Below are 23,325 nucleotides of genomic sequence, written 5' to 3'. Positions count from 1 at the left end.
GCGTGTTCCACGTCACAAGCTTGCCACGTCGCCGGTCGTGAGGCTGTTCCAGGCGGCCACCAGCGGCGACGAGCGAACCCGCCCGATCCTGCTCCGCCGGGAACGCGGGGTGGGCCACGGTGGACGGGCGCTGTCCCGCACCGTCGCCCTGACCGTGGAGCAGCTGCGGTTCGTCGCGGTGCACACCTCGCTGGCCTAACCTGGGGCCGATGTTCACCGACACCACTGATGCCCCCAGCCCGTCCCCGTCGTCGACCATGGATGCCGGGGAGGCGGTGGCCCAGACCGTGAACCACACCTGGGACTGGCTGACCGGTCCGGGACTGCGGATCGCCATCATTCTGGTGATCGGCGGCCTGCTGCTGTTGGTGGTGCAGCGCCTGATTCGCTCGGTCACCGAGCACATTGCCGACGGCAGCTCCTTCTTGCAACGCGGCATCGTGCGGCCGCTGGGCACGGAGGTCGCGGGTGCGCTCCGCAAGGCGAACCCGGTCGCGGCCGCACGGCGCACCCAGCGCGCACGCACCATCGGATCGGTGCTGCGGTCCACCGCTGCCATCGTGATCGGGACCATCACGGTGTTCCTGGTGCTGGACCAGGTCGGAGTGAACCTGGCGCCATTCATCGCCTCGGCCGGAATTGTCGGCGTGGCGCTCGGCTTCGGCGCGCAGAGCCTGGTCAAGGACTTCCTCACCGGACTGTTCATGCTGCTGGAGGACCAGTACGGCGTCGGCGATGTCGTGGATGTCGGCCCGGCCAGCGGCACGGTGGAGTCGGTGGGGCTGCGCGTGACCAAGATCCGTGATGCGGACGGGGTGCTCTGGTACGTGCCGAACGGCTCGGTGCTCCGGGTCGGGAACAAGACCCAGGGCTGGTCGAATGCCGTGGTCGAGGTGAAGGTCGACTACTTCGTCGACCTGGATCGGGTGGAGGCGCTGCTGCGCAAGGCCGCCACCGAGGTCGCCGCCGATGACAGCTTCCGCACCCTGGTGGAGGGCAATCCGACCGTCACCTCAGCCGAGGATCTGTCCTTCGATGCGGTGACGATGCGGCTGGTGCAGCGCACGGTCCCGGCCCAGCAGTGGAAGGTGTCCCGGGCACTGCGTGAGGCGGTGCGACGCGAGCTGGCGGAGGCGGGCATCCCCTTGGCGGGCCAGCGGGAGGCGCTGACCGCGTTCCAGGAGTCGCAGGCGCAGAATGCGGAAGGCCCCGGCGATCCGACGGATCCCGGGGCCCCGACTCAGTCGCGCTGACTCAGCGCAGGCCGTCCATCTCGGCCGCGAGGTTGTCCGCCTCCGGCCCGACGATGACCTGGACGATCCGACCGGAGCGCACCACGCCGAAGGCGCCGGTCTCCTTGAGGGCGGACTCGTCGACGCGCTGCGGGTCGGTGACCTCCACCCGCAGCCGGGTGATGCAGGGCTCCAGGTCGACGATGTTGCCGTTGCCGCCCAGCGCCGCCAGGATCTGCTCTGCCTTGCTCAACTCGGAACCCCCGAACCTGTCGTTCTCGATGCGACCCCCGACCGGCGAACACCGGTCCCTGCCCTCAGCCTAAGCCCGGCCGCTGGCGGTCGCCCCACCGTCCGGGTGCGAGACTCGACACCATGACCTCGATCGACCCTGCCACCTTCTACGCACAGATCGGTGGGCACCCTACCTTCGAGCGACTGGTCGACCTGTTCTACCAGGGCGTCGCCGCCGACCCGGTGCTCGCGCCGATGTACCCGGAGGAGGACCTGGGACCGGCCAAGCAGCGGTTGACGATGTTCTTGGAGCAGTACTGGGGTGGGCCCACTACCTACTCCGAGCAGCGCGGGCACCCTCGGCTGCGGATGCGGCACGCACCCTTCCGGGTGGACGTCGATGCCCGGGACCGCTGGCTGCGCCATATGCGCACCGCCGTAGACGCCCTGGAGTTGGCACCGCTGCACGAGGCCACCCTGTGGGACTACCTCGAACGCGCCGCGCATTCGCTGGTCAACACCGCGTCCATGCCATCCTGAACCGGTGAACGACGCGACGACCTCCCCCACCCCCGACGACACCCTGGCCGCACTGTTGGCTGTGCTGGATCTGGCCCCGGCCGGGGACAGCGGGCTCGACTTCACCGCGCACAGCCTGCCCAAGCCCGACGGTCGGGTGTTCGGCGGGCAGGTGATCGCACAGGCGCTGATCGCGGCGGGGCGGACGGTGCCGGACGGTCGACTGCCGCATTCGTTGCACGGGTACTTCCTGCGACCCGGCGATGTCGCCACACCCATCGACCTGTCGGTTGAGCAACTGCGCGACGGTCGGTCCTTCTCCGCCCGACGGGTGCACGCCGCACAGGAGGGGGCGGCGATCCTGTCGATGATCGCGTCCTTCCAGGAGCGGCAGGACGGCATCGAACTGACCGAGCCGATGCCGTCGGTGCCGGACCCGGAGGATGTCGAGTCCGCGATGGACCGGATGGGTCACATGGACCACCCGGTGGCGCGGTTCTGGACACATGAGAGCGCCTTCGACGTCCGGCATGTCGGCGGGTCGATCTACCTGGGCCCGGGCGAGCCGAATGCCGACGGCGGTCAGCAGGTCTGGATGCGCACCCGCGCGCCGCTGCCGGATGACCAGCTGGTGCACCGCGCCCTGCTCGCGCACGCCTGCGACCAGATCATGTTGGAACCGATCCTGCGCCGGGCCGGACTGTCCTGGCTGACCCCGGGACTCTCGGTGTCCAGCCTGGATCACGCGATGTGGTGGCACCGGGACCTGCGGGTTGACGACTGGCTGCTCTTCGACCAGCGCAGCCCCAGCGCGCAGGGCGGACGGGGACTGGGCGCCACCCGGGTATTCGACCGCAACGGTGTGCTGGTGGCTTCCATCGCCCAGGAGGGCATGATCCGGGTCCCGCAGGACTGAACACCAACGACACGGGCCGCCCTCCGGAATGGAGGGCGGCCCGTGCGATCCCCGCCGACAGGGGCACCAGCGGGGAGCTTGGAGGGCGGTCAGTCGCCGAAGGTGACCGCCTTGAAGGCCTCGGTCTGCTGTCGAATGGCGACCTCGGTGGGCAATCGCTCAATGGACGAGGCACCGAAGAACCCGACCACACCGGTGGTGCGAGCCAGCACGTACTGCGCATCGGTGGGCTCGGCGATCGGTCCGCCGTGGCACAGCACCAGGATGTCCGGGTTGACCTTCACCGCGGCGTCGCGCATCTGCTGGATCCGGTCGACGCACTCGTCCAGGGTCAGCGCGGTGCTGGCACCGATCGAACCCTTGGTGGTCAGCCCCATGTGCGGGACCAGGACATCGGCACCGGCCTCGGCCATCGCCACGGCCTGCTCGACATCAAAGACGTACGGGCTGGTCAGCAGATCCCGCTCGTGGGCCGCGGCGATCATCTCCACCTCGAGGTCGAAGCCCATCCCGGTCTCCTCCAGGTTCTGCCGGAAGACCCCGTCGATCAGCCCCACCGTGGGGAAGTTCTGCACCCCGGTGAACCCGGCCCGCTTCACGTCGTCCAGGAACCGGCCCATCACCCGGAACGGGTCCGTGCCGTTCACCCCGGCCAGCACCGGAGTGTCCTTGACCACGGGCAGCACCTCGTCGGCCATCTCCATCACGATGGCGTTCGCATCGCCGTAGGCCAGCAGCCCGGCCAGGGAGCCACGCCCGGCCATCCGGTACCGACCGGAGTTGTAGATGATCAGCAGATCGATGCCACCGGCCTCCGCCGATTTGGCCGAGATGCCGGTCCCGGCGCCGCCGCCGATGATTGGCCGTCCGGCGGCCACGGTCGAGCGCAGCCGCTCCAGTGCGCGTGTGCGGTCCATCAGTCCTCCTGAGTGCTCGTGGCGATCAGCTCGTGTAGCAGCCGGGCCGCCGCACGGCCGAAGCCGGGGTCGTTGATGTGCTGGTCGGACTCGACCAGGCGGATGTCACTGCCGGACAACCCGGTGCGCACCGCGTCGAACAGCGCGGCATCGGCCTCGGCGTCCGCGAAGGGGCCACCCTCGATGTCGATCCCGCTGACGCCACGCAGCGGCAGCACCACGGCACGGGGACCGTGGCCGGCACGGACCTTCTCGGTCAGGCGCTCGCCCAGCGTGCGCATCTCCTCCGCGGTGGTGCGCATCAGGGTCACAGTGGGGTTGTGCACCAGGAACCGGCGTCCGGCGAACCGTTCCGGCACGCTCGCCTCGGGGCCGAAGTTCACCATGTCCAGCGCCCCCACCCCGACCACTTGCGGCACCCCGGCCGCGCCCGCAGCGGTGAGCCGGTCGGGCCCCGCGGTGAGCACACCGCCGACGAGGTCGTCGGCCAGCTCGGTGGTGGTCAGATCCAGCACACCGGCCAGGAACCCGTCCGCGGCCAGACGCTCCATCGCCCGACCACCGCTGCCGGTGGCGTGGAAGACCACCGGCTCGTAACCCAGCGCGGTCAACTCCTCACGGGCCTCATCGCAGGCGGGGGTAGTCAAGCCGAACATGGTCAACGCCACCATCGGCCGGTGCGCACTGTCCGCGGGCCGTTCCCGTCGAGCGTGCGCCGCGCGGGCCATCCCGGCGATCGCCGCCACCGCATTGCCCAGCACCTGCTCGGACAGCGAGTTGATCCCGGCGATGTCCACCACCGAGTACATCAGCGTGACATCGGACTCCCCGACGTAGGGCGACACGTCACCGGAGGCCATCGTCGACACCAGCAGCTTCGGAGCCCCCACGGGCAGGGCCTGCATCGCCTGCGCCGCCACCGACGAGCCACCGGAGCCACCGACCGACAGCACCGCGTCGACCTCGCCACGGCGGTACAGGTCAACCAACACCGCCGCCGCGCCCCGTGCCATGGTGGTCAGCGCCGCACCACGATCACCGGCCTCGCGCAGCGCGGTCAGCGAGCTACCACCGGCCTCGGCCACCTGTGCCGCCGGGATGTCGGCAGCGGCATCGGACAGCGGACCGACGTCGATGGTCAACGCCCGCACATCCTCGCGGGCCAGACCGTCGGCCAGCCAGCGGTACTCCTCGCCCTTGGTGTCCAGGGTCCCGATCAGGGCCACCGTTGTCATCTCATGGACCTCCTCGTCCGCCTCGTGCCTCCAGTCTGGGGGCAGCCGGAGCCCGCGCGGTGGGCCATTCAGCGAGCAATGGTCCATCGACGCTGGCAGCGGCTACCGTCGATCCATGCCCCCTCGCATCGATCCCGCCGAACTGGTGCGCCTGCTCGGTCACTGGCAGGACCCGGATGCCGGGCAAGCCGAGCCGCTGCGCGCGGGGCTGGCCGACCTGATCCGGGACGGTGCACTGCCCGCCGGTGCCCGGATGCCCGCCCAGCGCGCGGTGGCCTCCGCGCTCGGCATCGCCCGCGGCACCGTCGACCGGGTCTACCAGGCGCTGGCCGCCGAGGGACTGGTGACCGCGCAGCAGGGGTCCGGCACCTATGTGCAGCGCCCAGCCCGACGCCACCAACCCCACGACGGCGGGCGGCTCAGCTCTTTCACCGCCGCCCCGGAACCGGTCGACCTGTCCAGCGGTGCCCTGCCCGCCGCACCCGGTGTCACCGAGGTCTTCGCGGAGGTTGCCGAGCTGTTGGCGCGCGGGCACGCACACCGGGACGGGTACTTCCCCGCGGGGCTGCCGGAGCTGCGCACCACGCTGGCGGAGAGTCTGACAGCGGACGGTGTTCCCACCACCCCGGAGCAACTGCTCATCACCGCGGGTTCCCAGCAGGCTGTCTGGCTGGTGGGTCAGACCGTGCTGGGTGCCGGGGACACGGTGGTCACCGAGGACCCGACGTACCGCGGAGCACTCGGCGTCTTCAGCGCGACCGGTGCCCGCATTCGTGCGGTTCCCACCGGAGCAGGCGGGGTCGACCTCGGCCTGTTGGGCAGCGCCCTGGTCCAGGGCCCCCGGCTGCTCTATCTCCAGACCGCACTGCACAACCCCACCGGCGTGCACACGGGCCGCCAGCGACGCACCGCCATCGGACAGCTGCTCGCCGGGACGGACACCCTCGTGCTCGATGACCAGTCCTGCGCGGACCTGCCCCGGACCCGGTCCGGCCGGCTCGGTGGCATGGACGGCCGCGTCGACCCGACCCGACTGATCACCGTGGGCACCACCTCCAAACTGTTCTGGGGCGGACTACGCATCGGATGGATTCGCGCCGATCCGTCCTGGATTCGCCGCCTGACCGCCACCCGCAGCGCCGTCGACCTGGGCTCAGCGGTGGCCGACCAGCTCGCGGTGTCGCTGTTGCTGCCCCGCACCGCCGAGCTGCGTGCCGACCGCCGCGACCTGCTGGAGCAGCAGTACCGCCTCACCGCGCAGGTGTTGGCCGCCGAGGCCCCCGACTGGAGCTGGTCCCCGCCGGACGGGGGCAGCGGACTGTGGGTGGAGACCGGGCAGGACGCTGTGCTGCTGGCCAGCCGAGCACAGAGTGTCGGGGTGCGTCTGGCACCCGGCCCGGCGTTCTCCGCATATGAGGGGCACCGGACCCGACTGCGTCTACCGCTGTGGCATGAGCCGGGTTTGCTGGCCGGTGCACTGCGCAGGATCGGCGCGGTGGACGAGGGCTGAGGTCGCGGCCCGGCTCACAGATTCCGGTGGCGGCGAGCTGGGCGGCGATGCAGGGTGTCGCCCGTGGTCAGACTGCGACGGGTGAGGATCGACTCCCCTGGATGGACCCGGCGGCGTGCCGGGCGAGGCTTCCTCTATCTGGACCTGGACCGCGTCCGGATCACCGAGGCGGAGCACCTGGACCGGATCACCGCCCTGGCGATCCCACCCGCTTGGCGGGACGTCTGGATCAGCCCGTGGCCGAATGGGCACATCCAGGCCGCCGGGCTGGACGACGCCCGACGCCGCCAGTACCTCTACCACGTGCAGTGGCGGGCGCGCCGTGACCGGCTCAAACACGACCACGTGCTCGACGTGGCGCGGCGGCTGCCCGCGGCCCGCCGTTCGGTGCGCCGGGACCTAGCGCTCCCCGGTTTCCCCCGTGCCAAAGCGCTGGCACTGGCCTTCCGGCTGCTCGACCTGGCTTACTTCCGGGCGGGCGGTGAGGGCTATGCGCAACGCAACGGCTCCTACGGCCTGGCCACCCTGCGCCGGGAGCACGTCGAGGTGCTGGACGACCGCCGCGTGCACTTCTGCTACCCCGCCAAGTCCGGGCAGACCCGCGATGTGGTGGTCGAGGACGCGCAGGTCGCCGAGCTGATCGGTGTGTTGCTGCGTCGTCGCGGCGGCGGCCCGGAGCTGCTGGCCTGGCGAGATGAGGACGGCTGGCACGACATCGTCTCCGCCGAGGTCGGCGCGGATGTGAAACGGTGCCTGGGCGACGACGCCTCACCCAAAGACTTCCGGACTTGGCATGCGACCGTCCTGGCCGCCCGGGCGCTGGCCAACGTCGGACCCGCGCCCCGCGCCGAGCGGGCCCGCCGCCGGGTGATCACCGCGATGGTCAAAGACGTTGCCACCGAGCTGGGTAACACCCCCGCCGTGTGCCGCGCTTCCTACATCGACCCGCGAGTGATCGACCTGTGGGAGCACGGCACCGCGATCGCCCCGACCCGATCCCAGGCGGTGGCGGAGAAGCGGACCCTGGAGCTGCTGGGCTGAAGCGCGGCCCATCGCGGGGCACGGCACCCCGCAGGGCCCGTCCTCGCGTGCCCTGCCACACCCTGCGCCGCGGGTCGTCCGGTGCGGGTCACCCGGTGCGGCTCGCCAGGCAGGTCGCCAGGCAGGTTGCCGGGCAGGTTGCCCGGCAAGGTCGTCCCAGGTGCGGGCCGCCCGGTCCCCACGCAGACTGCCGGGATGGCAGACCGCCCGCACCCCTCCACCGGCCACGACCCCCATCCGCTCTCCGCCGACGACCTGCACCCCGCGCCGGTCGCCGACAGCCTGACCGGTCTGGTGCCCGGACCGGGGCCGGACGACCGTCCCCGACCCGACGCCCCGCTGGTCGCGGTGACCGGCGTGACCGGCTACGTCGGCGGGCGGCTGGTGCCGGAGCTGCTGTCCGCCGGATACCGGGTGCGGGCCCTCGCCCGGCATCCGGAGCGGCTGCGCGGTCGACCGTGGTACGACGACGTCGAGGTGGTGCAGGCCGACGCCGCCGATCCCGAGCAGGCCCGTGCGGGGCTTGAGGGCGCGGCGGTGGCGTACTACCTGATCCACTCCCTGGGCACCGGCCGACAGTTCGAGGAGCGGGACCGCAGCACCGCCCGCGCTTTCGGCAAGGCGGCACGGGACGCCGGGGTGGGCCGGTTGATCTATCTGGGCGGGCTGGCCCCGGAGCACGAGGAGCTCTCCCCGCATCTGGCCTCCCGCACCGAGGTCGGCGAGATCCTGCTGGACAGCGGGGTGCCCACTGCAGTGCTGCGGGCGGCGGTGATCCTCGGCTCTGGGTCGGCGTCCTTCGAGATGATGCGTTATCTGACCGAGCGGCTGCCCGCGATGACGGTGCCGCGCTGGGTGGACAACCGGATTCAACCGATCGCGATCCGCGATGTGCTGCGCTACCTGGTCGGTGCGGCATCGCTGCCGCCCGAGGTGAACCGCACCTTCGACATCGGTGGCCCGCAGGTGCTCACCTACCGCGACATGATGCAGGGCTATGCCGCCGCCGCAGGGCTGCCGCGGCGGATCATCGTCAAGGTCCCGGTGCTGACCCCGGGACTGTCCAGCCTGTGGGTCGGCCTGGTGACACCGGTGCCCTCGGGGATCGCACGGCCACTGGTGGAGTCACTGGTGCACGAGGTGGTGTGCAAGGAGCACGACATCGCGCAGTACGTGCCCGACCCGCCCCACGGACTGATCGACTTCGATCGGGCGGTACGGCTCGCACTCACCCGGATTCAGGAGGCGGCGGTGACGACCCGGTGGTCGTCGGCCGGGGTGCCGGGTGCGCCCAGCGAGCCGCTGCCGAGCGATCCGGACTGGGCCGGTGGTTCGCTCTACGTCGACGAGCGCAGCATTCAGGTCGACGCCTCACCGGCCGCGCTGTGGCGGGTGCTGGAGGCGGTCGGGGGCGAGCGCGGGTGGTACTCCTGGTCGCTGGCCTGGCGGGTGCGGGGGCTGGCAGATCGGCTGGTCGGCGGGCCCGGACTGCGCCGCGGCCGTCGCGACCCCAGCCGACTGGTGGTGGACGATGCCGTCGACTTCTGGCGGGTGGAGGAGGTCGTCCCCGGTGAGCTGATCCGGCTGCGCGCCGAGATGCGAGTGCCCGGCCTGGCCTGGTTGGAGCTGCGGGTGCAACCGGTGTCCGGCGGCGACCACGGCGAGTGGACCCAAGCCCCCACGGTCTACGCCCAACGGGCGGTCTTCCATCCGCATGGCTTGGCCGGGCAGCTGTACTGGTGGTCGGTCTACCCGTTCCACGGGGTGGTCTTCGGTGGGATGCAGCGCAACATCGCCCGGGCGGCGGAGACAGCGGAGCGGGCCCGCCGCGACCGCTGAGCACACCCGAGGCCATGCACGCGATGGCCCCCGCGTTCAGCGTCCCCGGTGCCGGAACTCGACCGGAGCCTCCACATAGGGGCTCCACGCCGCGCGTTCCACCTCACCCAAGCGGCGCGGCCGCCCGGTGGCGGCGTCCACCAGCACGACCGTGGTCTCCGCCCGGGCGTAAACGGTGCCGTCCTCCCCCGGGTCCTTGACCTCGTAACAGACGTCCATGCTTGCCCCGCCCAGGTGACCCAACCACATCTCCACCAGCACCGGTGTGCGGCGGTACGCCAGGGGAACCAGGTACTCGATCTGCTGGCGTGCGACCAGGGTGGCAGTCTCGGCACCGGGTCCGGCGTCGATCACGGCGGTCGGCCACGGTTGCCGATCGGTGTCGTCCACCGAGGGCGGGCTGGCCCAGAAGACCTCGATCCGGGACTCCTCCAGGATGGTCAGCATCGCCACGTTGTTCACGTGGGCGTAGCCGTCCACATCGGACCAGCGCAGCTGCACCGGCACCCGCAATCGGGCCATCGTCGTCCCCTCTCGGACATGCCACCGGGCGCGTCCCGTGGTGGAACGCGCCCGGTGCGGGTGGATCAGTCGCGGGTCAGCTTGCGGTAGGTGACCCGGTGCGGGCGGGCCGCGTCGGCACCCAGCCGAGCGACCTTGTTCTCCTCATAGGAGGCGAAGTTGCCCTCGAACCAGTACCAAGCCGACGGGTTCTCCTCGGTGCCCTCGTAGGCCAGGATGTGCGTGGCCACCCGGTCCAGGAACCACCGGTCGTGGGAGACCACGACAGCGCAGCCGGGGAACTCAAGCAGGGCGTTCTCCAGCGAGCCCAGGGTCTCGACATCCAGGTCGTTGGTGGGCTCGTCGAGCAGCAGCAGGTTGCCGCCCTGCTTGAGGGTCAGCGCCAGGTTCAGTCGGTTGCGCTCACCGCCGGAGAGCACCCCCGCGGGCTTCTGCTGGTCCGGGCCCTTGAAGCCGAAGGACGCGACATAGGCACGGGACGGCATCTCCACATTGCCGACCTTGATGAAGTCGAGCCCGTCGGACACCACCTCCCACAGGGTCTTCTTCGGGTCGATGCCGCCACGGGACTGGTCCACGTAGCTGATCTGCACCGTCTCGCCCACCTTGAGCTGCCCGCCGTCCAGCGGCTCCAGCCCGACGATGGTCTTGAACAGCGTGGTCTTACCCACACCGTTCGGACCGATCACACCGACGATGCCGTTGCGCGGCAGCGTGAAGCTCAGTCCGTCGATCAGCGTGCGGTCCCCGAATCCCTTCTGCAGGTCGGTGGCCTCCAGCACGACGCTGCCCAGACGCGGGCCCGGCGGGATCTGGATCTCCTCGAAGTCCAACTTGCGGGTCCGGTCCGCCTCGGCGGCCATCTCCTCGTAGCGCTCCAGACGCGCCTTGGACTTGGTCTGGCGGCCCTTGGCGCTGGAGCGGACCCACTCCAGCTCGTCCTTCAGGCGCTTGGCCAGCTTCGCGTCCTTCTTGCCCTGCACCTCCAGGCGGGCCTGCTTCTTCTCCAGGTAGGTGGAGTAGTTGCCCTCGTAGGGGTACAGCCGCCCGCGGTCGACCTCGCAGATCCACTCCGCCACGTGGTCCAAGAAGTAGCGGTCGTGGGTGACCGCCAGGACGGCGCCGGGGTAGTTCGCCAGGTGCTGCTCCAACCAGAGCACGCTCTCCGCGTCCAGGTGGTTGGTGGGCTCGTCGAGCAGCAGCAGATCGGGCTGCTCCAGCAGCAGCTTGCACAGGGCGACCCGGCGACGCTCACCACCGGAGAGCACCTTGACGTCGGCGTCCGGCGGCGGGCAGCGCAGCGCGTCCATCGCCTGCTCCAGCTGGGCGTCCAGATCCCAGGCGTCGGCGGCGTCGATGGCCTCCTGCAGCTCGCCCATCTCCGCCATCAGCGCGTCGAAGTCGGCATCCGGCTCCGCCATCAGCCCAGAGATCTCGTTGAAGCGGTCGATCTTGCCCTTGATCTCGGCGACGCCCTCCTGGACGTTGCCGAGCACGGTCTTGTCCTCGTTGAGCGGCGGCTCCTGCTGCAGGATGCCCACCGTGTAGCCCGGGCTCAGCCGCGCCTCACCGTTGGACGGCTGGTCCAGGCCGGCCATGATCTTGAGAATCGTGGACTTCCCGGCACCGTTCGGGCCGACGACGCCGATCTTCGCGCCGGGCAGGAAGTTCAGCGAGACGTCGTCCAGGATGACCTTGTCGCCGTGCGCCTTCCGCGCCTTGTACATGGTGTAGATGAACTCAGCCAACGCTCTTCGTCCGCCTCGGTGCTCGTGGGATGCCGGATCGCGCCCGGTCTCGATCCGGCCATCGTCCCGCCGCCAAGGCAGCATGGACGACGCCCCGATCCGGGCCGCGATGACCCAGCCTAGGCGATGGGGGCGGCTGGGTCATCGGGGCCGTGGGCGCAGGCGTTCAGGCGCTGACGGCGTAGGGCAGCCGGGCGACGTCCACTGCGTCCTGGTCGTCCTGCTCCGTCTGCTGATCGGATTGCTCGGCGTGCAGGGCCAGCGCCTCGGCCACTCCGGTGTCCTCCTCGCCGGTCTCCGGCGCGGACTGCCGGACGGTCCGCACGAATCGGCTGGTGCCCCAGCGCAGATCGGTCCCGACGGCGTCGGCGACCACCACCGGGGTGCGCATCACCTGCTGGTCGGCGTTGGTCCACTCCTCGATCCGCAGCCGGCCGTGCACCACCACCGGTTCGCCCTGACGGATGCTCTCCGAGACGTTCTGCGCCAGATCCCGGAAGACTTTCACGGTGTACCAGCTGGTCGGCCCATCGGTGAGTTCACCGGTGTCCCGGTTCAGCACCCGGGTGGTCTGGCCCAGTCGGAACTGCGCGAAGGCCACCGGATTCTCCCCCTGACCCGGGTAGAGCTTGGGGGTGCTGCCGGCCCACCCGACCAAGGTGAGCTGCGGATCGCGGACTGACATGGTTCCTCCTCCTGCCCGCCGATCCCGTACGGACCGGCTCGGAGGCCCAGTTCAGCCCGATCACGCCACCAGGTCGGCTGACGGGGCGGCCAGCTGGGGACCACTGTCATCCCCCTCACCTTGTGGACAGGCCGACGCTCAGTCCCGTAGCGCCGCGGCAACGGCCTCGCGCACCCTCCGGTGCTCAGCCAGCACCGCCCGAGTGGGATCGGCCAACTGCTCCCCCGCCACCCGGCCCAGTGCGGTCCGCCCGTCCTGCCGCACTCGATCCGCCCGGCGCAGCGCGGCCCGTCGACGTGCCCGCACCCCCGCCAGCAGCAGCACCACCGCGAGCACCACCAGCACCGCGGTGGCCACCCCCTCTGGCAGCACCAGATCGGCCCAGCGCCCGCCACCGAGCACCTGACCGACCCCGATGGCGGCCATCGCCACGGCAGCCACTCCGCACAGCGCGGCGAGGATCGAACACAGGGCGGCGGCCCGCGAGCGCCGGACCACCACCGCCACCTGCGCCAGCGCGTCATCCGCGGCCTGACGGATCGCCGTCACCGAGCCCACCCGTTCCCGGACGGCACCCGCCCAGCGGGTGGGCATGCTGCCGACGGCGCGTTCGATCCAGTCCGCCCGCGACTGTTCCACCGTGGCCGCCTGGACCCGCACGAAGCTCGGCACCGGCACCTGGCCACCCCGGACCGCCGCGGCCACCGCATCCGCGATCGCGGGCAGGCCCGCCGCCTCTGCCAGCCGGTCAGCCACCGGGGCGACCTCCAGCGCGGTGTCGTTCGGCTCCGCGGCCGCCAGCTGCGCACTGACCAGCCGGGCGGCGTCGACCACCTCGGCCGCGCCCCGGCGTGCCGCCAACGACTGCCCGCGCACCACCTCGGCCAGCAGGTCGCGCAGCTCCGCGATCCCGGTGCCGGTCCGGGCGGACACCGGACGCACCGGCACCCCGGTCAGACCGTCCTGCTCGATCAACCGCTGGACGTCGGCGACCAGGGCGTCCTGTTGCTCGACCGGCACCAGGTCCACCTGGTTGAGCAGCACCACCATCGCGCCCTCGTGCCCGACCAGTTGGCGCAAGTACCCCGAGTGCAGCGCGTCGTCGGCGTACTTCTGCGGGTCGACCACCCACACCAGCAGGTCGGCCATCGGCAGCAACCGGTCCACAGTCTCCCGGTGTCGCTCATCCACCGAGTCGTGGTCCGGCAGGTCCAACAGCACCAGTCCACGCAGGGGTGCCTCAGTATCGCCGTCCAGGGCACTCTCCCGCTCGATGCGCCGGTCCGCGTCGACCTGCAACCAGTCGAGCAGCGCCTCACCTCGGGTGCCCCAAACACAGGCCGCTGCCCGTGAGGTGGTGGGCCGTCGCACCCCGACCTCGGCGAAGTCGAAGCCTGCGATCGCGTTGAACACACTGGATTTGCCGGACCCGGTTCCGCCCAGCAGCGCCACCACCGTGTGGTCGACCCCCAGTGCCAGGCGGTCGCGGACCTGGCTGTCGATCCGGTGCACGTGGTCGACCACCGCCGGGTCGATCCGGTCTCCGGCCAGGGTCAGCGCCTGCTCCAGCCGGGCCAGTCGCGCGGTCAGCCGACCGCTCGCGTCCTCGCTCATGTCAGTCCCTTGATCACGGCCAGGCGCATCCGCAGCGTGGCGGAGGCGTCCTCGGCCAGGTCCGGCACGTCCAGCGCAGCCAGCGCCGCTGCGCGCTCGGCATCCACCGCGTCAGCTCCGCAGCGTCCGAGCCCGTCACGCAGCTGGGCGACACCGCGACGTCCGGCCTCGCCCAGCAGCGCCCCGACGATCCGCTCGGCGTCCTCCACCCCGGCTGCCCCCGCCACCAGCACCGCGTGCACACCGTCGCTGCCGAGCGCCCGATACGCGGCGGCAACCCGTCGCGATTCCTGTGCGGCTCGGCGTCGGGTGCGGCGATCGGCACCCGAGGCAGCGGGCTCGGCCCGCACGTGCAGGTTCCGACCCGACTCGATCCAGCGCTCGGCGGCGCTGCGAGCCTCGATCGCACGCTGCTCGGCGCGTCGCTGCCCGTCCCAGGTCTGCGCCAGCCATGACCCGCCCGAGGGGCCGGAACGCAGCCACCCGCGCAGGTCGCGCTCCGCTCCTTGTCCGATCGCGGTCAGCACACCACAGACCGAGGTGGTCAACTCCCGGACCAGCGGCTGCACCGCGATGGCACGGTCCCGGCCTCGCGCGCGTGAGCGATCTGGCCGGTCCCCGGAGCGCAGCAGATCGTGCAGCGCCGCACCCGGACTGGTCAGCTCCGCCCACCGTGCCTGTGGTCCGCCGTGACCGGCCGCACCGCCGAGCAGGGTGGCGCGCGCCTCGTCGCCGGCCTCCTGCCCCGCCGTCGCCAGCCCGGTGCGCAACTCACTCGCCGCCTCGGCCTGGGCCTGCACCGCCTCCGCCAGCTCATCGACCCAGGGCCGTAGCGCCGCCAACGATCCACGCAGGGTCCGGGCGATCACGCTGCGCGCCCGATCCGGTCCGGCCACCATCGTCAACCATCGGCGCACCGGAGCGACCGCGGCGGGCTCCAGTGGACCGTCCAACGGCCCGGCGTCGGCGACGACGAACAGCGGCGAGCCCGCCATCTGGTGCTCGCGCAGCCGCTGCATCAGATCAGCGCGCACCGTCGGCAAGGAATCGGCCGGCACCCGGTTCAGCACCATCGCCACCGAGGCACCCCGCGCCACCGCCCCGTCCAGCACCCGCCACGGCAGCGCGTCGCCGTAGCGTGCGGCGGTCGTGACGAACAGCCACAGATCCGCGGCCTCCAGCAACCGCCCGGCCGCCCGCCGGTTCGCCTCCTCCACCGAGTCCAGATCCGGTGCGTCCAGCAGCGCGACCCCGCGCGGCACCTGATCGCTGACCTCGACCTGCACGGCACCGGTCACCGGGTGACCGGCCAGCAGATCGGTGTCCAGTGGGTGGTGCACCAACACCGGTCGCCGGGTGGTCGGCCGCAACACTCCGGCCGGGCTGACCTGCGCGCCGACTAGGGCGTTCACCAGCGTCGACTTCCCGGCACCGGTCGACCCCGCGACCACCACCACCGCCGGTGCGGTCAGGGTGCGCAGCCGGGGCACCAGGTGATCGGCGAGCTGATCGATCAACCGGGTGCGCGACTCCCGCGCCGCACCCACACCTGGGATGTCCAGCGGCAGCGCGGTGGCCCGCACATCCCGCAGCAGCTCCTCCATCGCATCGGCCAGCGACGCGGCAGAGCGCGGGCGGTCCAGGACGTCCCCGGCGGAGCCCTCTGCCTGCGTGTTCACAGGGGCATCCTCACTCGTCGGGCCTGTGAGGGCCAACCATGCGGCGCCCCCGGCAGGACTCGAACCTGCAACCTACGGATTAGAAGGCCGGTGCTCTATCCATTGAGCTACGGAGGCATGCGCGCCCCTGGGAGCGCCGGACCAGCCTACGCGGCCGCCGGTCAGCGCCCTCGCCCATGCGCCGGCTCGACATACGCCGGCAGGGGGACGAATCCCGTGGCCATCCCGCCCTCGTCCAGCAACCGCCCCATGATCTTGACCGTCCGAAACACCAGCGCCCGGTCCTCGATCACCACATCCGGCAGCATCTCCTCGATGGACAGCTCCAGGTGTTGGACGTCGGTGAGGCTGCGCATCCAGACCACCACGGCCAGGTCGGCGGTGCCGAGTGTCTGCATCACGGCGCGGACCTCGCGGAGCTGACTGAGCTGGCGACCCACCGCGTCCCGACGGCTGGGTGTCGAGCGGATCAGGTACCAGGAGCACACCGGCCACCCGGACAGTGGCCGAGCGATCTCGGTGCGGAATCGCAGCCGCCCGGAGGCGACCAGCCCGGCGATGGCGGCGCGGGCGGTCCGGGTGCTCAGCCCCAGATTGGCGGCGACCTCCCCGGCGGTGGCGCGGCCGTCACGGGCCAGCTCGCGGGCGATGGCGGCGGCCAGAGCCGGGTTGGGCACCGGACCATGTCGGTCGTCGTGGGGTGAACGCGCGCGCTCAGCCGAATGCAGACGCCACCCGGAGGCGTCCATCAGGGTGCGCGGCGCTGGGTGGGTGCGCACATGGGTGACACCGGGCATCGATTCGAGGGTGTTCACCAGGAAGTCCGCGAGGTCGTCCCCGTCCCCGGCGATCACGGTGAGCATCAGCGACCGGCCACCGGAGGTCATCTCCAGCGTGGCGATCTCCGGGCACTGCGCCAGCTCGGCGGCGGTGGTGTGCAGGGTGCCGGTGCGGACCTGCACCTCGACCAGGGCCATGCCCATCGCCAGCGAGCCGTACCCGGTCGACAAGTCGGGGGCGACCGTCATCCAGGCGGCCCCGGCCTCGCGTAGGCGGTCCCACCGTCGCGCCAGGGTGACCGCGCTGCTGCCGAGCAACGACCCGAGCGACGTCCATGACGCCCGGGGCCGAGCCTGAAGTGCGTCGATCAGGCGCAGATCGAGCTCATCGATGTCCAGATCCTTCATAGGACGTGACTATAGACGCTCTTTTCATCGCATCCCGCGACGAGTCGCGCCAGATTCGTACTCTCACCGGATGTCTGGTTGCCGACCCCTGTCCGGCACCGGTCACCCACGAGGCGACGTCCAGTCCCGACAACTCGCGTATCGACGCGGCAGAAGTCGAGTCTAGGCCATCAGTCCCAGATGGGCACGACCGGTGGATGCGCACAGTGAGAGACACCCGATGCTCAACCCAGCCGCATTCTCCCTCCGGTCGGAGGCGACCGATGCAGGATTCGACCCCTGCGCGACCACCTGCCGACAGATTCGACCCAGGAAAGCGATGACGCCCATGACAGCGGTCACCGAGGTCCTCGCCCCGCTCGCGGACACGCGGCAGTGGCAGGAAGAGCTCTACGTCCACCTCCACCAGCACCCCGAGCTCAGCTCGCACGAGACTGAGACGGCCGCGGAGATCCAGCGCCGTCTGACCTCGTTCGGCTACGACGTCACCCCCGTGGGCGGCGGCGTGGTCGGCGTGCTCAAGAACGGTGAGGGCCCGACGGTCCTCATGCGTGCCGACATCGACGGCCTGCCCGTCACCGAGCAGACCGGCCTGCCCTACGCCTCCACCGCCACCACCGTGGACGATGACGGCAACACCGTCGGCTTGATGCACGCCTGCGGCCACGACGTGCACATCACCACCCTGCTCGGTGCCGCCGAGTTGATGGCCAAGACCCGCGCCCCGTGGAGCGGCACCTTCATCGCGCTGTTCCAGCCGGCAGAGGAGACCGCCGCCGGTGCGCAGGCCATGTTGGACGCCGGCCTGACCGACGTGATCCCCCGCCCGGATGTGGCCTTCGGTCAGCACGTGCTCGGCCACGAGGCCGGTCGGATCGGCATCACGCCGGGCCCGGTCATGTCCTGCGCCGACTCGATCAAGATCACCCTGTACGGCGCCGGGTCGCACGGGTCCATGCCGCAGCTCGGCGTGGACCCGATCGTGCTGGCCTCCGCCGTGGTGCAGCGCCTGCAGGGCATTGTGGCCCGTGAACTCACCCCCGGTGAGCGCGCGGTAGTCACCGTCGGGGCCCTGAACGCCGGCACCAAGAGCAACATCATCCCGGACCGGGCCACCCTGCTGGTCAACACCCGGGTCTACTCGGACGAGGTCCGCGCCAAGGTGCTGGGCGCCATCGAGCGGATCGTCAAGGCCGAGTGCGAGGCATCCGACTCGCCGAAGCCGCCCACATTCGAGTACTACGACCAGTTCCCGCTGACGAGCAACGATCAGGCGACCTCGGAGAAGGTCCGCGCCGCCTTCGACGCTCACTTCGGCACCGACCGCGTCTTCACCATGGAGGCGATCGCCGCCAGCGAGGACTTCAGCCGCGTTCCCGATGCCTTCGGCACTCCCTACACCTACTGGGGTCTGGGCGGTTTCCCCGCCGGTGCCAAGGCAGCCCCCAACCACTCCCCCTTCTTCGCCCCGGTGCAGCAGCCCACCCTGACCGCCGGCACCGAGGCGGTCGTCGTGGCCGCCCTGGCCTATCTCTCCAAGGACGCGTGATGAGCTCCGCAACCACCCCTGCCCCCACTACGACCGGGTACCGCGGCAGCGCCAAGCTGCTCACCGGCATCGTGCTCGGTGTGCTCACCTTCTGGCTGTTCGCCGGATCGATGGGCACCGTGGCCCCGAATGTCCTCGAGGACATCAACTCCGGCACCGAGCACATCTCCAGCTCGGCGATGAACCTGGCGGTGTCGATCACCGCGCTGTTCTCCGGCCTGTTCATCGTGCTGATCGGCGGTCTGGCCGACAAGGTCGGGCGTCTGCGGGTCGCACTGATCGGTAACGGCCTCGGCATCGTCGGCTCGATCTTCGTGCTGGTCTCCGCCGGTGACCTCGCACTGCCGCTGATGCTCACCGGCCGGGTGATCCAGGGCCTGTCCGCCGCGTGCATCATGCCGTCGACGATGGCCCTGCTGCGCGCCTACTGGGACGGTGCCGAGCGCCAGCGTGCGGTGTCGATGTGGTCCATCGGCTCCTGGGGTGGCTCCGGTCTGTCCGCGCTGTGCGGCGGCATCATCGCCACCACGATGAACTGGCGCTTCATCTTCGTGCTGTCCATCGTCGTCTCGGTCATCGCCATCGTGCTGATGCTCGGTGCGCCGGAGAGCAAGGTCGAGCAGACCACCCGCAAGAAGTTCGACGTCCCGGGCCTGATCTCCTTCATGGTGATGACCCTGGCGTTCATGATCGTGATCATCTTCGGCCGCCAGATCGGCTGGGGCTCCCCGGTCATCTGGGTGCTGGCCGTCGTGGCCGTGGTCGCCGCCGTCGTGTTCGTCATGCTGGAGAAGCGCAACGACGAGAACCCGTTCATCGACTTCAAGCTGTTCCGGAACAAGACCTTCACCGGCGCGACCCTGTCGAACTTCCTGCTGAACTGCACCATCGGCATCCTGATGGTCTCCCAGCAGCTGTTCCAGATGTCCGGCAAGGGCTACACCCCGCTGAAGGCCTCGGTGCTGACCATCGGCTACGCCGTGTTCATCATCGGTCTGATCCGCGTCGGTGAGAAGCTGCTGCGCTCCTACGGTCCGCGCAAGCCGATGATCTGGGGAACGCTGATCGTGGCCCTGTGCGCGATCCTGCTGATCCCGACCAACCTGCTGGTCGGCCAGTACCAGATCCTGGCGATCATCGCGTACTGCCTGTTCGGCATCGGTCTGGCGTTCTACGCCACTCCGTCCACCGACGCGGCGCTGTCCAACCTGCCGGCTGACCAGACCGGTGCCGGGTCCGGCATCTACAAGATGGCGTCCTCGCTGGGTTCGGCCGTCGGTGCCGCCCTGTCGCTGACGATCTTCTCCTCGATGTCCGGCTCCGGAGCGAGCTGGTTGGGCGATGTCCTGGCTACCCAGGGCACGCTGGACAACGAGGGCGTCCGTCAGGCGGCCTCCGTGGCGATGATCTTCAACCTGGTGCTGACCCTGATCGCCCTGGCCTCGATCCTGATCTCGGTGCCGAAGGGCAAGAAGTACAACGACGACTGAGTCGTGTCAGCTGTACCGCGAGGGCGTCGGATCACTGCGATCCGGCGCCCTCCGGCGTGTGTGGACGTCCGGGCGCGACGGCCTCCTGGGTCGCCGTGCACCGCGCTTCCAGTCGACCATCGGGGTCCAAGGCGGTGAGCACCGCCAGCGCGATCTGGTCCAGCTGATCCACCTGCTCGGCGCTGAGCCGGTCGAACACCAACCGCCGGACCTGGGCCACGTGACCGGGGGCGGTCGCCTGGACGGTCCGCCATCCGGACTCGGTCAATGTAGCCAGCGTGGTACGTCGGTCCTCAGGGCTGCGGCGACGACCGAGCAGGCCACGGTCCTCCAGGCGTGCGGCCACATGGGACAGCCGGGGCAGTGACGCGTTGGTTGCCGCGGCGAGCTGGCTCATCGCGAGGGTGCGCCCCGGAGCCTCGGACAGCTTGGCCAGCACCAGGTAGTCGTAGTGCGAGAGCGAGGCGTCACGCTGTAGCTGCTGGTCCAACGCGACGGGGAGGAGCTCGGCAACCGCCTCGAGCCGGGTCCAGGCGCGCAGCTCCCCCGGGCTGAGCCATCGCGGGTCCTCGGCAGTCATCCCGCGATGATAGTTGATCTTTCAACAATGAGTGCTCGCTGAGTAAATCGTGTGACCGATGTCGGCGGTCGGTGGTCTCCTAGAACCACACCGCGGTGCGTCCCCGGGGTCCGGCCAGACCCCACGTGAGAACCAGCACAGGGAGACCACCCACCATGCACCCCACCAGCACCTTCGATCTGATCCTGCTCGATCACGCCGACCGGCTCGACGCCGTGCGCGCCCGCCGCGACGCCACACGCCCCGGACGTGACCCGCACCCCGATCGCCCACCCGAACCTCGCCCGAACTGGGCATGGTCCGTCGCACTGCTCCCGGCCACCCTCGTGGGTGCCGTGGCACGGTGAACCGCCGGATCAGGCCGGGGACGTCACCCCTGAACCACCCGACGTCCCCGGCCTTTTCCACGCCCGCAGACGGCTGGGACGTAGGCTGACCCCCGTGAGCACCGTCAACAACCAGCAGGGCAGCGCCGACCGCATCGTCTGGATCGACTGCGAGATGACCGGCCTGGACTCCGTCAATGACGCCCTGGTCGAGGTCGCCGCCGTCGTCACCGACTCCGAGCTGAACGTGCTCGGCGAGGGCGCGGACGTCGTGATCGCCCCGCCCGCCGAGGCCCTGACCGGAATGGGCGACTTCGTCCGGACGATGCACACCACCTCCGGCCTACTGACCGCACTCGCCGACGGCACGACCTTGGCCGACGCCGAGCAGCACGTCCTCGACTACATCCGCACCTGGGTGCCCGAGCCCGGCAAGGCACCGCTGGCCGGCAACTCGGTCGGCACCGACAAGGTCTTCCTCGAGCGCGACATGCCCACGCTGATGGAGCACCTGCACTACCGGGTGATCGACGTGTCCTCCATCAAGGAGCTCGCCCGCCGCTGGTACCCGCGGGTCTACTTCAACTCCCCCAAGAAGAACGGCGGACACCGCGCCCTGGCCGACATCCTGGAGAGCATCGACGAGCTGCGGTACTACCGCGCCGCCCTCCTGGTCGCCCAGCCCGGACCGGACTCCAAGACCGCCAAGGCCATCGCCGCCGAGGTCACCGCCACCTCCGTGGCCGCAGCACATCTGGCCCCCACGCGGCCGCAGTGACCGGGGCGACAGCTCCGGATTCCTCAGCAGGGCTGAGTACCCGCTACACTCGTCCAGGCCCGTAAGGGCGATGGTGGCTATAGCTCAGTAGGTAGAGCACCTGGTTGTGGTCCAGGGGGTCGCGGGTTCAAGTCCCGTTAGCCACCCCGATGAGAGCCCCGCACCTCTGTGGTGCGGGGCTCTCCGCATCACCAGAGGCTCGAGCCCCGCACGATCAGCCCTCGGCAACTCGGGCAAATTGTCGGAGAATCGAGGCTTTTTGGCGTTTCGTAACGCCATTTACAGAGCCTCTCGGAAGCCCTAGTGTGGCCCCGTCATTTTCTCGCACCACAAGGGGACGCAATGAATCGCACTAGAAGGAGGGTTGTCGGATCGCTGGCCGCTGCCACGTTGATCCTGACCCTCGGCTCTATCTCCGGGGCTCAAGCCACCGACGAGCTCCCTATCGATGGCGACGTCATCGTCGGCGACTTCGACTCAGGGGAGATCGTCGGCAGCGGCGAGCCGGGATTGCAGGCGCTCCTGGCACCCACCACCGGAGCTGGCTACGCGTACACAGCTACTTCGCCCACCATTAGCCGAAGCTACGGAGATTTCACCGTGCAACTGGTGAGTTCTTCTCGGGTCGACTCCCTGCGGGCAGCGCTGCAGGCATCGGCCAACGACATCAACGCCAACGGCGGCGCGTCCTTGTCCGTGTCAACGACCACGGTGAGCACCTGGCCTGCACGCCCAGCAGCCGGAACAATCTACCTGCGAGTGGATGGCCGAGACTCCTGCGGCGCTGCCGCGCCCGGCACGTGGGCCGGATGCGCCACCACCTGGATCGGCCGGGACGACAGCGGCCTCGGTGTCGTCCAGGCCGGCCAAATCTGGATCGCCTCCGTGGCAGTGGACTACACACAGGCGCAGCAACAGCACGTACTCACCCACGAACTGGGGCACACCCTTGGACTGGCCCACTACGAGCCGGCCTTCAACGGTGAGTATCAGGTCATGCACCCGAGCAAGTATGATGCCACCACCCTGCGTTCTGGTGACATCAATGGACTTCGTCCGCTTTATCAGAACTCGGTTTCCGTGCGGAGTCAGGTCCAAGCCATGTACTCCGGCCTCCTTGGTCGTTCCGCAGACGACAGCGGGATGGGCACATGGTCGGCCCAGATCGCACAACATGGCACCGCTGCGACTGCGCGTTCCATGATGTCGTCGACCGAGTACCGAACCCGAGTCATCAACAACGCCTACCAGAAGGCGCTGGGGCGTAGCGCCGACTCCGGCGGTTTGTCCACGCATCTCAGATCCATGGCGAACGGCTTGACCGAGCAGGAGCTGCACGTGACGCTCTGGTCCTCTGACGAAGCATGGCAGCAGGCGGGCAAGAACACCTCCACCTGGGTAACGCGCCTCTACCAGGGCGTCCTGGGACGCACCCCGTCAGCCGCTGAAGTGAACAACTGGGTCCCTCAGGTCAACCAACAAGGACGAGCCGCAGTCGCTCGCAACGTCCTGCGGAGCGTCGAGCACGCCGACCAGTACATCAACGCTCAGTACCAGCTCTTGTTCGCCCGCAACGCCGACGCCTCAGGCAAGGCCACCTGGCGGGGGCTAGTTCAGACCGGACAGCAGGCCGAGGTCACGGTGAGCCTGATGAACAGCGCCGAGTTCCGTCAGCGGGCCATCACACAGTTCGGCTGACAGAACGGTCGAGCTCGACCGTTCCG

General features: G+C 70.1%; 22 protein-coding genes and 2 tRNA genes. 13 read left to right on the top strand and 11 right to left on the bottom strand.

The features are described 5' to 3' along the window. Window positions 1-37 precede the first annotated feature (37 nt). Entirely contained in the window at window positions 38-199 is a 162-nt protein-coding gene (locus AB0N78_RS06975; protein ID WP_363387539.1) for a hypothetical protein, read from the top strand. Between the two features lie 10 nt (window positions 200-209). Continuing rightward, window positions 210-1,253, top strand: a complete 1,044-nt coding sequence (locus AB0N78_RS06970) for a mechanosensitive ion channel domain-containing protein (protein ID WP_363387536.1) — start codon at window positions 210-212, stop codon at window positions 1,251-1,253. Window position 1,254: 1 nt separating this feature from the next. Here the strand turns inward: AB0N78_RS06970 and AB0N78_RS06965 are convergent, their stop codons facing one another. Next, entirely contained in the window at window positions 1,255-1,485 is a 231-nt protein-coding gene (locus AB0N78_RS06965; RefSeq protein WP_363387533.1) for a PTS glucose/sucrose transporter subunit IIB, read from the bottom strand. A 122-nt stretch (window positions 1,486-1,607) separates the two neighbouring features. Between AB0N78_RS06965 and AB0N78_RS06960 the strand changes: the two genes are divergently transcribed. Then, window positions 1,608-2,006 carry a globin gene (locus AB0N78_RS06960; RefSeq protein ID WP_363387530.1) on the top strand — a complete coding sequence of 133 codons (399 nt, stop codon included), beginning with the start codon at window positions 1,608-1,610 and terminating at the stop codon, window positions 2,004-2,006. 4 nt (window positions 2,007-2,010) lie between these two features. Beyond that, entirely contained in the window at window positions 2,011-2,901 is an 891-nt protein-coding gene (locus AB0N78_RS06955; protein WP_363387528.1) for an acyl-CoA thioesterase II, read from the top strand. An 89-nt stretch (window positions 2,902-2,990) separates the two neighbouring features. On the opposite strand, the gene AB0N78_RS06950 is transcribed toward AB0N78_RS06955, so the two are convergent. Both AB0N78_RS06950 and AB0N78_RS06945 read right to left on the bottom strand, forming a co-directional pair. Beyond that, on the bottom strand, window positions 2,991-3,818 hold the full coding sequence (locus AB0N78_RS06950; protein ID WP_363387525.1) for a phosphoenolpyruvate hydrolase family protein: 828 nt from the start codon (window positions 3,816-3,818) through the stop codon (window positions 2,991-2,993). Next, window positions 3,818-5,053 (bottom strand): Tm-1-like ATP-binding domain-containing protein, encoded by a 1,236-nt coding sequence (locus AB0N78_RS06945; protein ID WP_363387522.1) that lies wholly within the window; start codon window positions 5,051-5,053, stop codon window positions 3,818-3,820. The genes AB0N78_RS06950 and AB0N78_RS06945 overlap by 1 nt, the downstream gene beginning before the upstream one ends. A 115-nt stretch (window positions 5,054-5,168) precedes the next feature. Between AB0N78_RS06945 and AB0N78_RS06940 the strand changes: the two genes are divergently transcribed. The 3 genes from AB0N78_RS06940 to AB0N78_RS06930 all read left to right on the top strand — a co-directional run bounded on the left by AB0N78_RS06940 (window position 5,169) and on the right by AB0N78_RS06930 (window position 9,443). Further along, window positions 5,169-6,563, top strand: a complete 1,395-nt coding sequence (locus AB0N78_RS06940) for a PLP-dependent aminotransferase family protein (protein ID WP_363387519.1) — start codon at window positions 5,169-5,171, stop codon at window positions 6,561-6,563. An 81-nt stretch (window positions 6,564-6,644) separates the two neighbouring features. Continuing rightward, window positions 6,645-7,604 carry a DNA topoisomerase IB gene (locus tag AB0N78_RS06935; RefSeq protein ID WP_363387516.1) on the top strand — a complete coding sequence of 320 codons (960 nt, stop codon included), beginning with the start codon at window positions 6,645-6,647 and terminating at the stop codon, window positions 7,602-7,604. Between the two features lie 195 nt (window positions 7,605-7,799). Continuing rightward, window positions 7,800-9,443, top strand: a complete 1,644-nt coding sequence (locus AB0N78_RS06930) for an SDR family oxidoreductase (RefSeq protein ID WP_363387513.1) — start codon at window positions 7,800-7,802, stop codon at window positions 9,441-9,443. A gap of 36 nt (window positions 9,444-9,479) precedes the next feature. Here the strand turns inward: AB0N78_RS06930 and AB0N78_RS06925 are convergent, their stop codons facing one another. The 7 genes from AB0N78_RS06925 to AB0N78_RS06895 all read right to left on the bottom strand — a co-directional run bounded on the left by AB0N78_RS06925 (window position 9,480) and on the right by AB0N78_RS06895 (window position 16,878). After that, window positions 9,480-9,965: a thioesterase family protein gene (locus tag AB0N78_RS06925; protein WP_363387510.1), complete on the bottom strand. Its 486-nt coding sequence runs from the start codon at window positions 9,963-9,965 to the stop codon at window positions 9,480-9,482. A 65-nt stretch (window positions 9,966-10,030) separates the two neighbouring features. After that, window positions 10,031-11,713, bottom strand: coding sequence for an energy-dependent translational throttle protein EttA (gene ettA, locus AB0N78_RS06920; RefSeq protein WP_363387508.1), 1,683 nt, complete (start codon window positions 11,711-11,713; stop codon window positions 10,031-10,033). Between the two features lie 166 nt (window positions 11,714-11,879). After that, window positions 11,880-12,398, bottom strand: coding sequence for a single-stranded DNA-binding protein (locus tag AB0N78_RS06915; RefSeq protein WP_363387505.1), 519 nt, complete (start codon window positions 12,396-12,398; stop codon window positions 11,880-11,882). Between the two features lie 138 nt (window positions 12,399-12,536). Further along, on the bottom strand, window positions 12,537-14,012 hold the full coding sequence (locus AB0N78_RS06910) for a GTP-binding protein (protein ID WP_363387502.1): 1,476 nt from the start codon (window positions 14,010-14,012) through the stop codon (window positions 12,537-12,539). After that, entirely contained in the window at window positions 14,009-15,691 is a 1,683-nt protein-coding gene (locus tag AB0N78_RS06905; protein ID WP_363387500.1) for a dynamin family protein, read from the bottom strand. The genes AB0N78_RS06910 and AB0N78_RS06905 overlap by 4 nt, the downstream gene beginning before the upstream one ends. 44 nt (window positions 15,692-15,735) lie before the next feature. Then, window positions 15,736-15,808 (bottom strand) — tRNA-Arg (locus AB0N78_RS06900). 44 nt (window positions 15,809-15,852) lie between these two features. Next, window positions 15,853-16,878, bottom strand: a complete 1,026-nt coding sequence (locus AB0N78_RS06895; RefSeq protein WP_363387497.1) for an Lrp/AsnC family transcriptional regulator — start codon at window positions 16,876-16,878, stop codon at window positions 15,853-15,855. A 328-nt stretch (window positions 16,879-17,206) separates the two neighbouring features. Between AB0N78_RS06895 and AB0N78_RS06890 the strand changes: the two genes are divergently transcribed. Then, complete coding sequence (locus AB0N78_RS06890) at window positions 17,207-18,427, top strand: amidohydrolase (protein ID WP_363387494.1); 1,221 nt, start codon at window positions 17,207-17,209, stop codon at window positions 18,425-18,427. Beyond that, window positions 18,427-19,917, top strand: a complete 1,491-nt coding sequence (locus AB0N78_RS06885) for an MFS transporter (protein ID WP_363387492.1) — start codon at window positions 18,427-18,429, stop codon at window positions 19,915-19,917. Before AB0N78_RS06890 ends, AB0N78_RS06885 begins: the two co-directional genes overlap by 1 nt. 31 nt (window positions 19,918-19,948) lie before the next feature. On the opposite strand, the gene AB0N78_RS06880 is transcribed toward AB0N78_RS06885, so the two are convergent. Then, window positions 19,949-20,497: a MarR family transcriptional regulator gene (locus AB0N78_RS06880; protein ID WP_363387489.1), complete on the bottom strand. Its 549-nt coding sequence runs from the start codon at window positions 20,495-20,497 to the stop codon at window positions 19,949-19,951. A gap of 155 nt (window positions 20,498-20,652) precedes the next feature. Here AB0N78_RS06880 and AB0N78_RS06875 point away from each other — a divergent pair, with 155 nt between their 5' ends. The 4 genes from AB0N78_RS06875 to AB0N78_RS06860 all read left to right on the top strand — a co-directional run bounded on the left by AB0N78_RS06875 (window position 20,653) and on the right by AB0N78_RS06860 (window position 23,299). Then, the gene (locus AB0N78_RS06875) at window positions 20,653-20,844 is read left to right on the top strand and encodes a hypothetical protein (protein WP_363387486.1); all 192 of its coding nucleotides are present in this window, start codon (window positions 20,653-20,655) and stop codon (window positions 20,842-20,844) included. Window positions 20,845-20,938: 94 nt separating this feature from the next. Further along, complete coding sequence (orn, locus tag AB0N78_RS06870; RefSeq protein WP_363387483.1) at window positions 20,939-21,601, top strand: oligoribonuclease; 663 nt, start codon at window positions 20,939-20,941, stop codon at window positions 21,599-21,601. Window positions 21,602-21,674: 73 nt separating this feature from the next. Then, window positions 21,675-21,747 (top strand) — tRNA-His (locus AB0N78_RS06865). Window positions 21,748-21,943: 196 nt separating this feature from the next. Then, the gene (locus AB0N78_RS06860; RefSeq protein ID WP_363387480.1) at window positions 21,944-23,299 is read left to right on the top strand and encodes a DUF4214 domain-containing protein; all 1,356 of its coding nucleotides are present in this window, start codon (window positions 21,944-21,946) and stop codon (window positions 23,297-23,299) included. Window positions 23,300-23,325 lie beyond the last annotated feature (26 nt).

Origin of the sequence: Cellulomonas sp. NPDC089187 (assembly GCF_040685135.1) — a bacterium.
GTDB lineage: Bacteria > Actinomycetota > Actinomycetes > Actinomycetales > Cellulomonadaceae > Cellulomonas.
The sequence above is the reverse complement of the archived record's forward strand: the minus strand, read 5'-3'. Positions and strand labels throughout refer to the sequence as shown.

Bases quoted from the DNA above. Each gene is read 5' to 3' on its own strand.
- AB0N78_RS06970 (WP_363387536.1), top strand. From the start codon at position 210: ATGTTCACCGACACCACTGATGCCCCCAGCCCGTCCCCGTCGTCGACC.
- AB0N78_RS06960 (WP_363387530.1), top strand. From the start codon at position 1,608: ATGACCTCGATCGACCCTGCCACCTTCTACGCACAGATCGGTGGGCAC.
- AB0N78_RS06950 (WP_363387525.1), bottom strand. From the start codon at position 3,818: ATGGACCGCACACGCGCACTGGAGCGGCTGCGCTCGACCGTGGCCGCC.
- AB0N78_RS06945 (WP_363387522.1), bottom strand. From the start codon at position 5,053: ATGACAACGGTGGCCCTGATCGGGACCCTGGACACCAAGGGCGAGGAG.
- AB0N78_RS06940 (WP_363387519.1), top strand. From the start codon at position 5,169: ATGCCCCCTCGCATCGATCCCGCCGAACTGGTGCGCCTGCTCGGTCAC.
- AB0N78_RS06930 (WP_363387513.1), top strand. From the start codon at position 7,800: ATGGCAGACCGCCCGCACCCCTCCACCGGCCACGACCCCCATCCGCTC.
- AB0N78_RS06925 (WP_363387510.1), bottom strand. From the start codon at position 9,965: ATGGCCCGATTGCGGGTGCCGGTGCAGCTGCGCTGGTCCGATGTGGAC.
- AB0N78_RS06915 (WP_363387505.1), bottom strand. From the start codon at position 12,398: ATGTCAGTCCGCGATCCGCAGCTCACCTTGGTCGGGTGGGCCGGCAGC.
- AB0N78_RS06910 (WP_363387502.1), bottom strand. From the start codon at position 14,012: ATGAGCGAGGACGCGAGCGGTCGGCTGACCGCGCGACTGGCCCGGCTG.
- AB0N78_RS06895 (WP_363387497.1), bottom strand. From the start codon at position 16,878: ATGAAGGATCTGGACATCGATGAGCTCGATCTGCGCCTGATCGACGCA.
- AB0N78_RS06890 (WP_363387494.1), top strand. From the start codon at position 17,207: ATGACAGCGGTCACCGAGGTCCTCGCCCCGCTCGCGGACACGCGGCAG.
- AB0N78_RS06885 (WP_363387492.1), top strand. From the start codon at position 18,427: ATGAGCTCCGCAACCACCCCTGCCCCCACTACGACCGGGTACCGCGGC.
- AB0N78_RS06880 (WP_363387489.1), bottom strand. From the start codon at position 20,497: ATGACTGCCGAGGACCCGCGATGGCTCAGCCCGGGGGAGCTGCGCGCC.
- AB0N78_RS06875 (WP_363387486.1), top strand. From the start codon at position 20,653: ATGCACCCCACCAGCACCTTCGATCTGATCCTGCTCGATCACGCCGAC.
- AB0N78_RS06860 (WP_363387480.1), top strand. From the start codon at position 21,944: ATGAATCGCACTAGAAGGAGGGTTGTCGGATCGCTGGCCGCTGCCACG.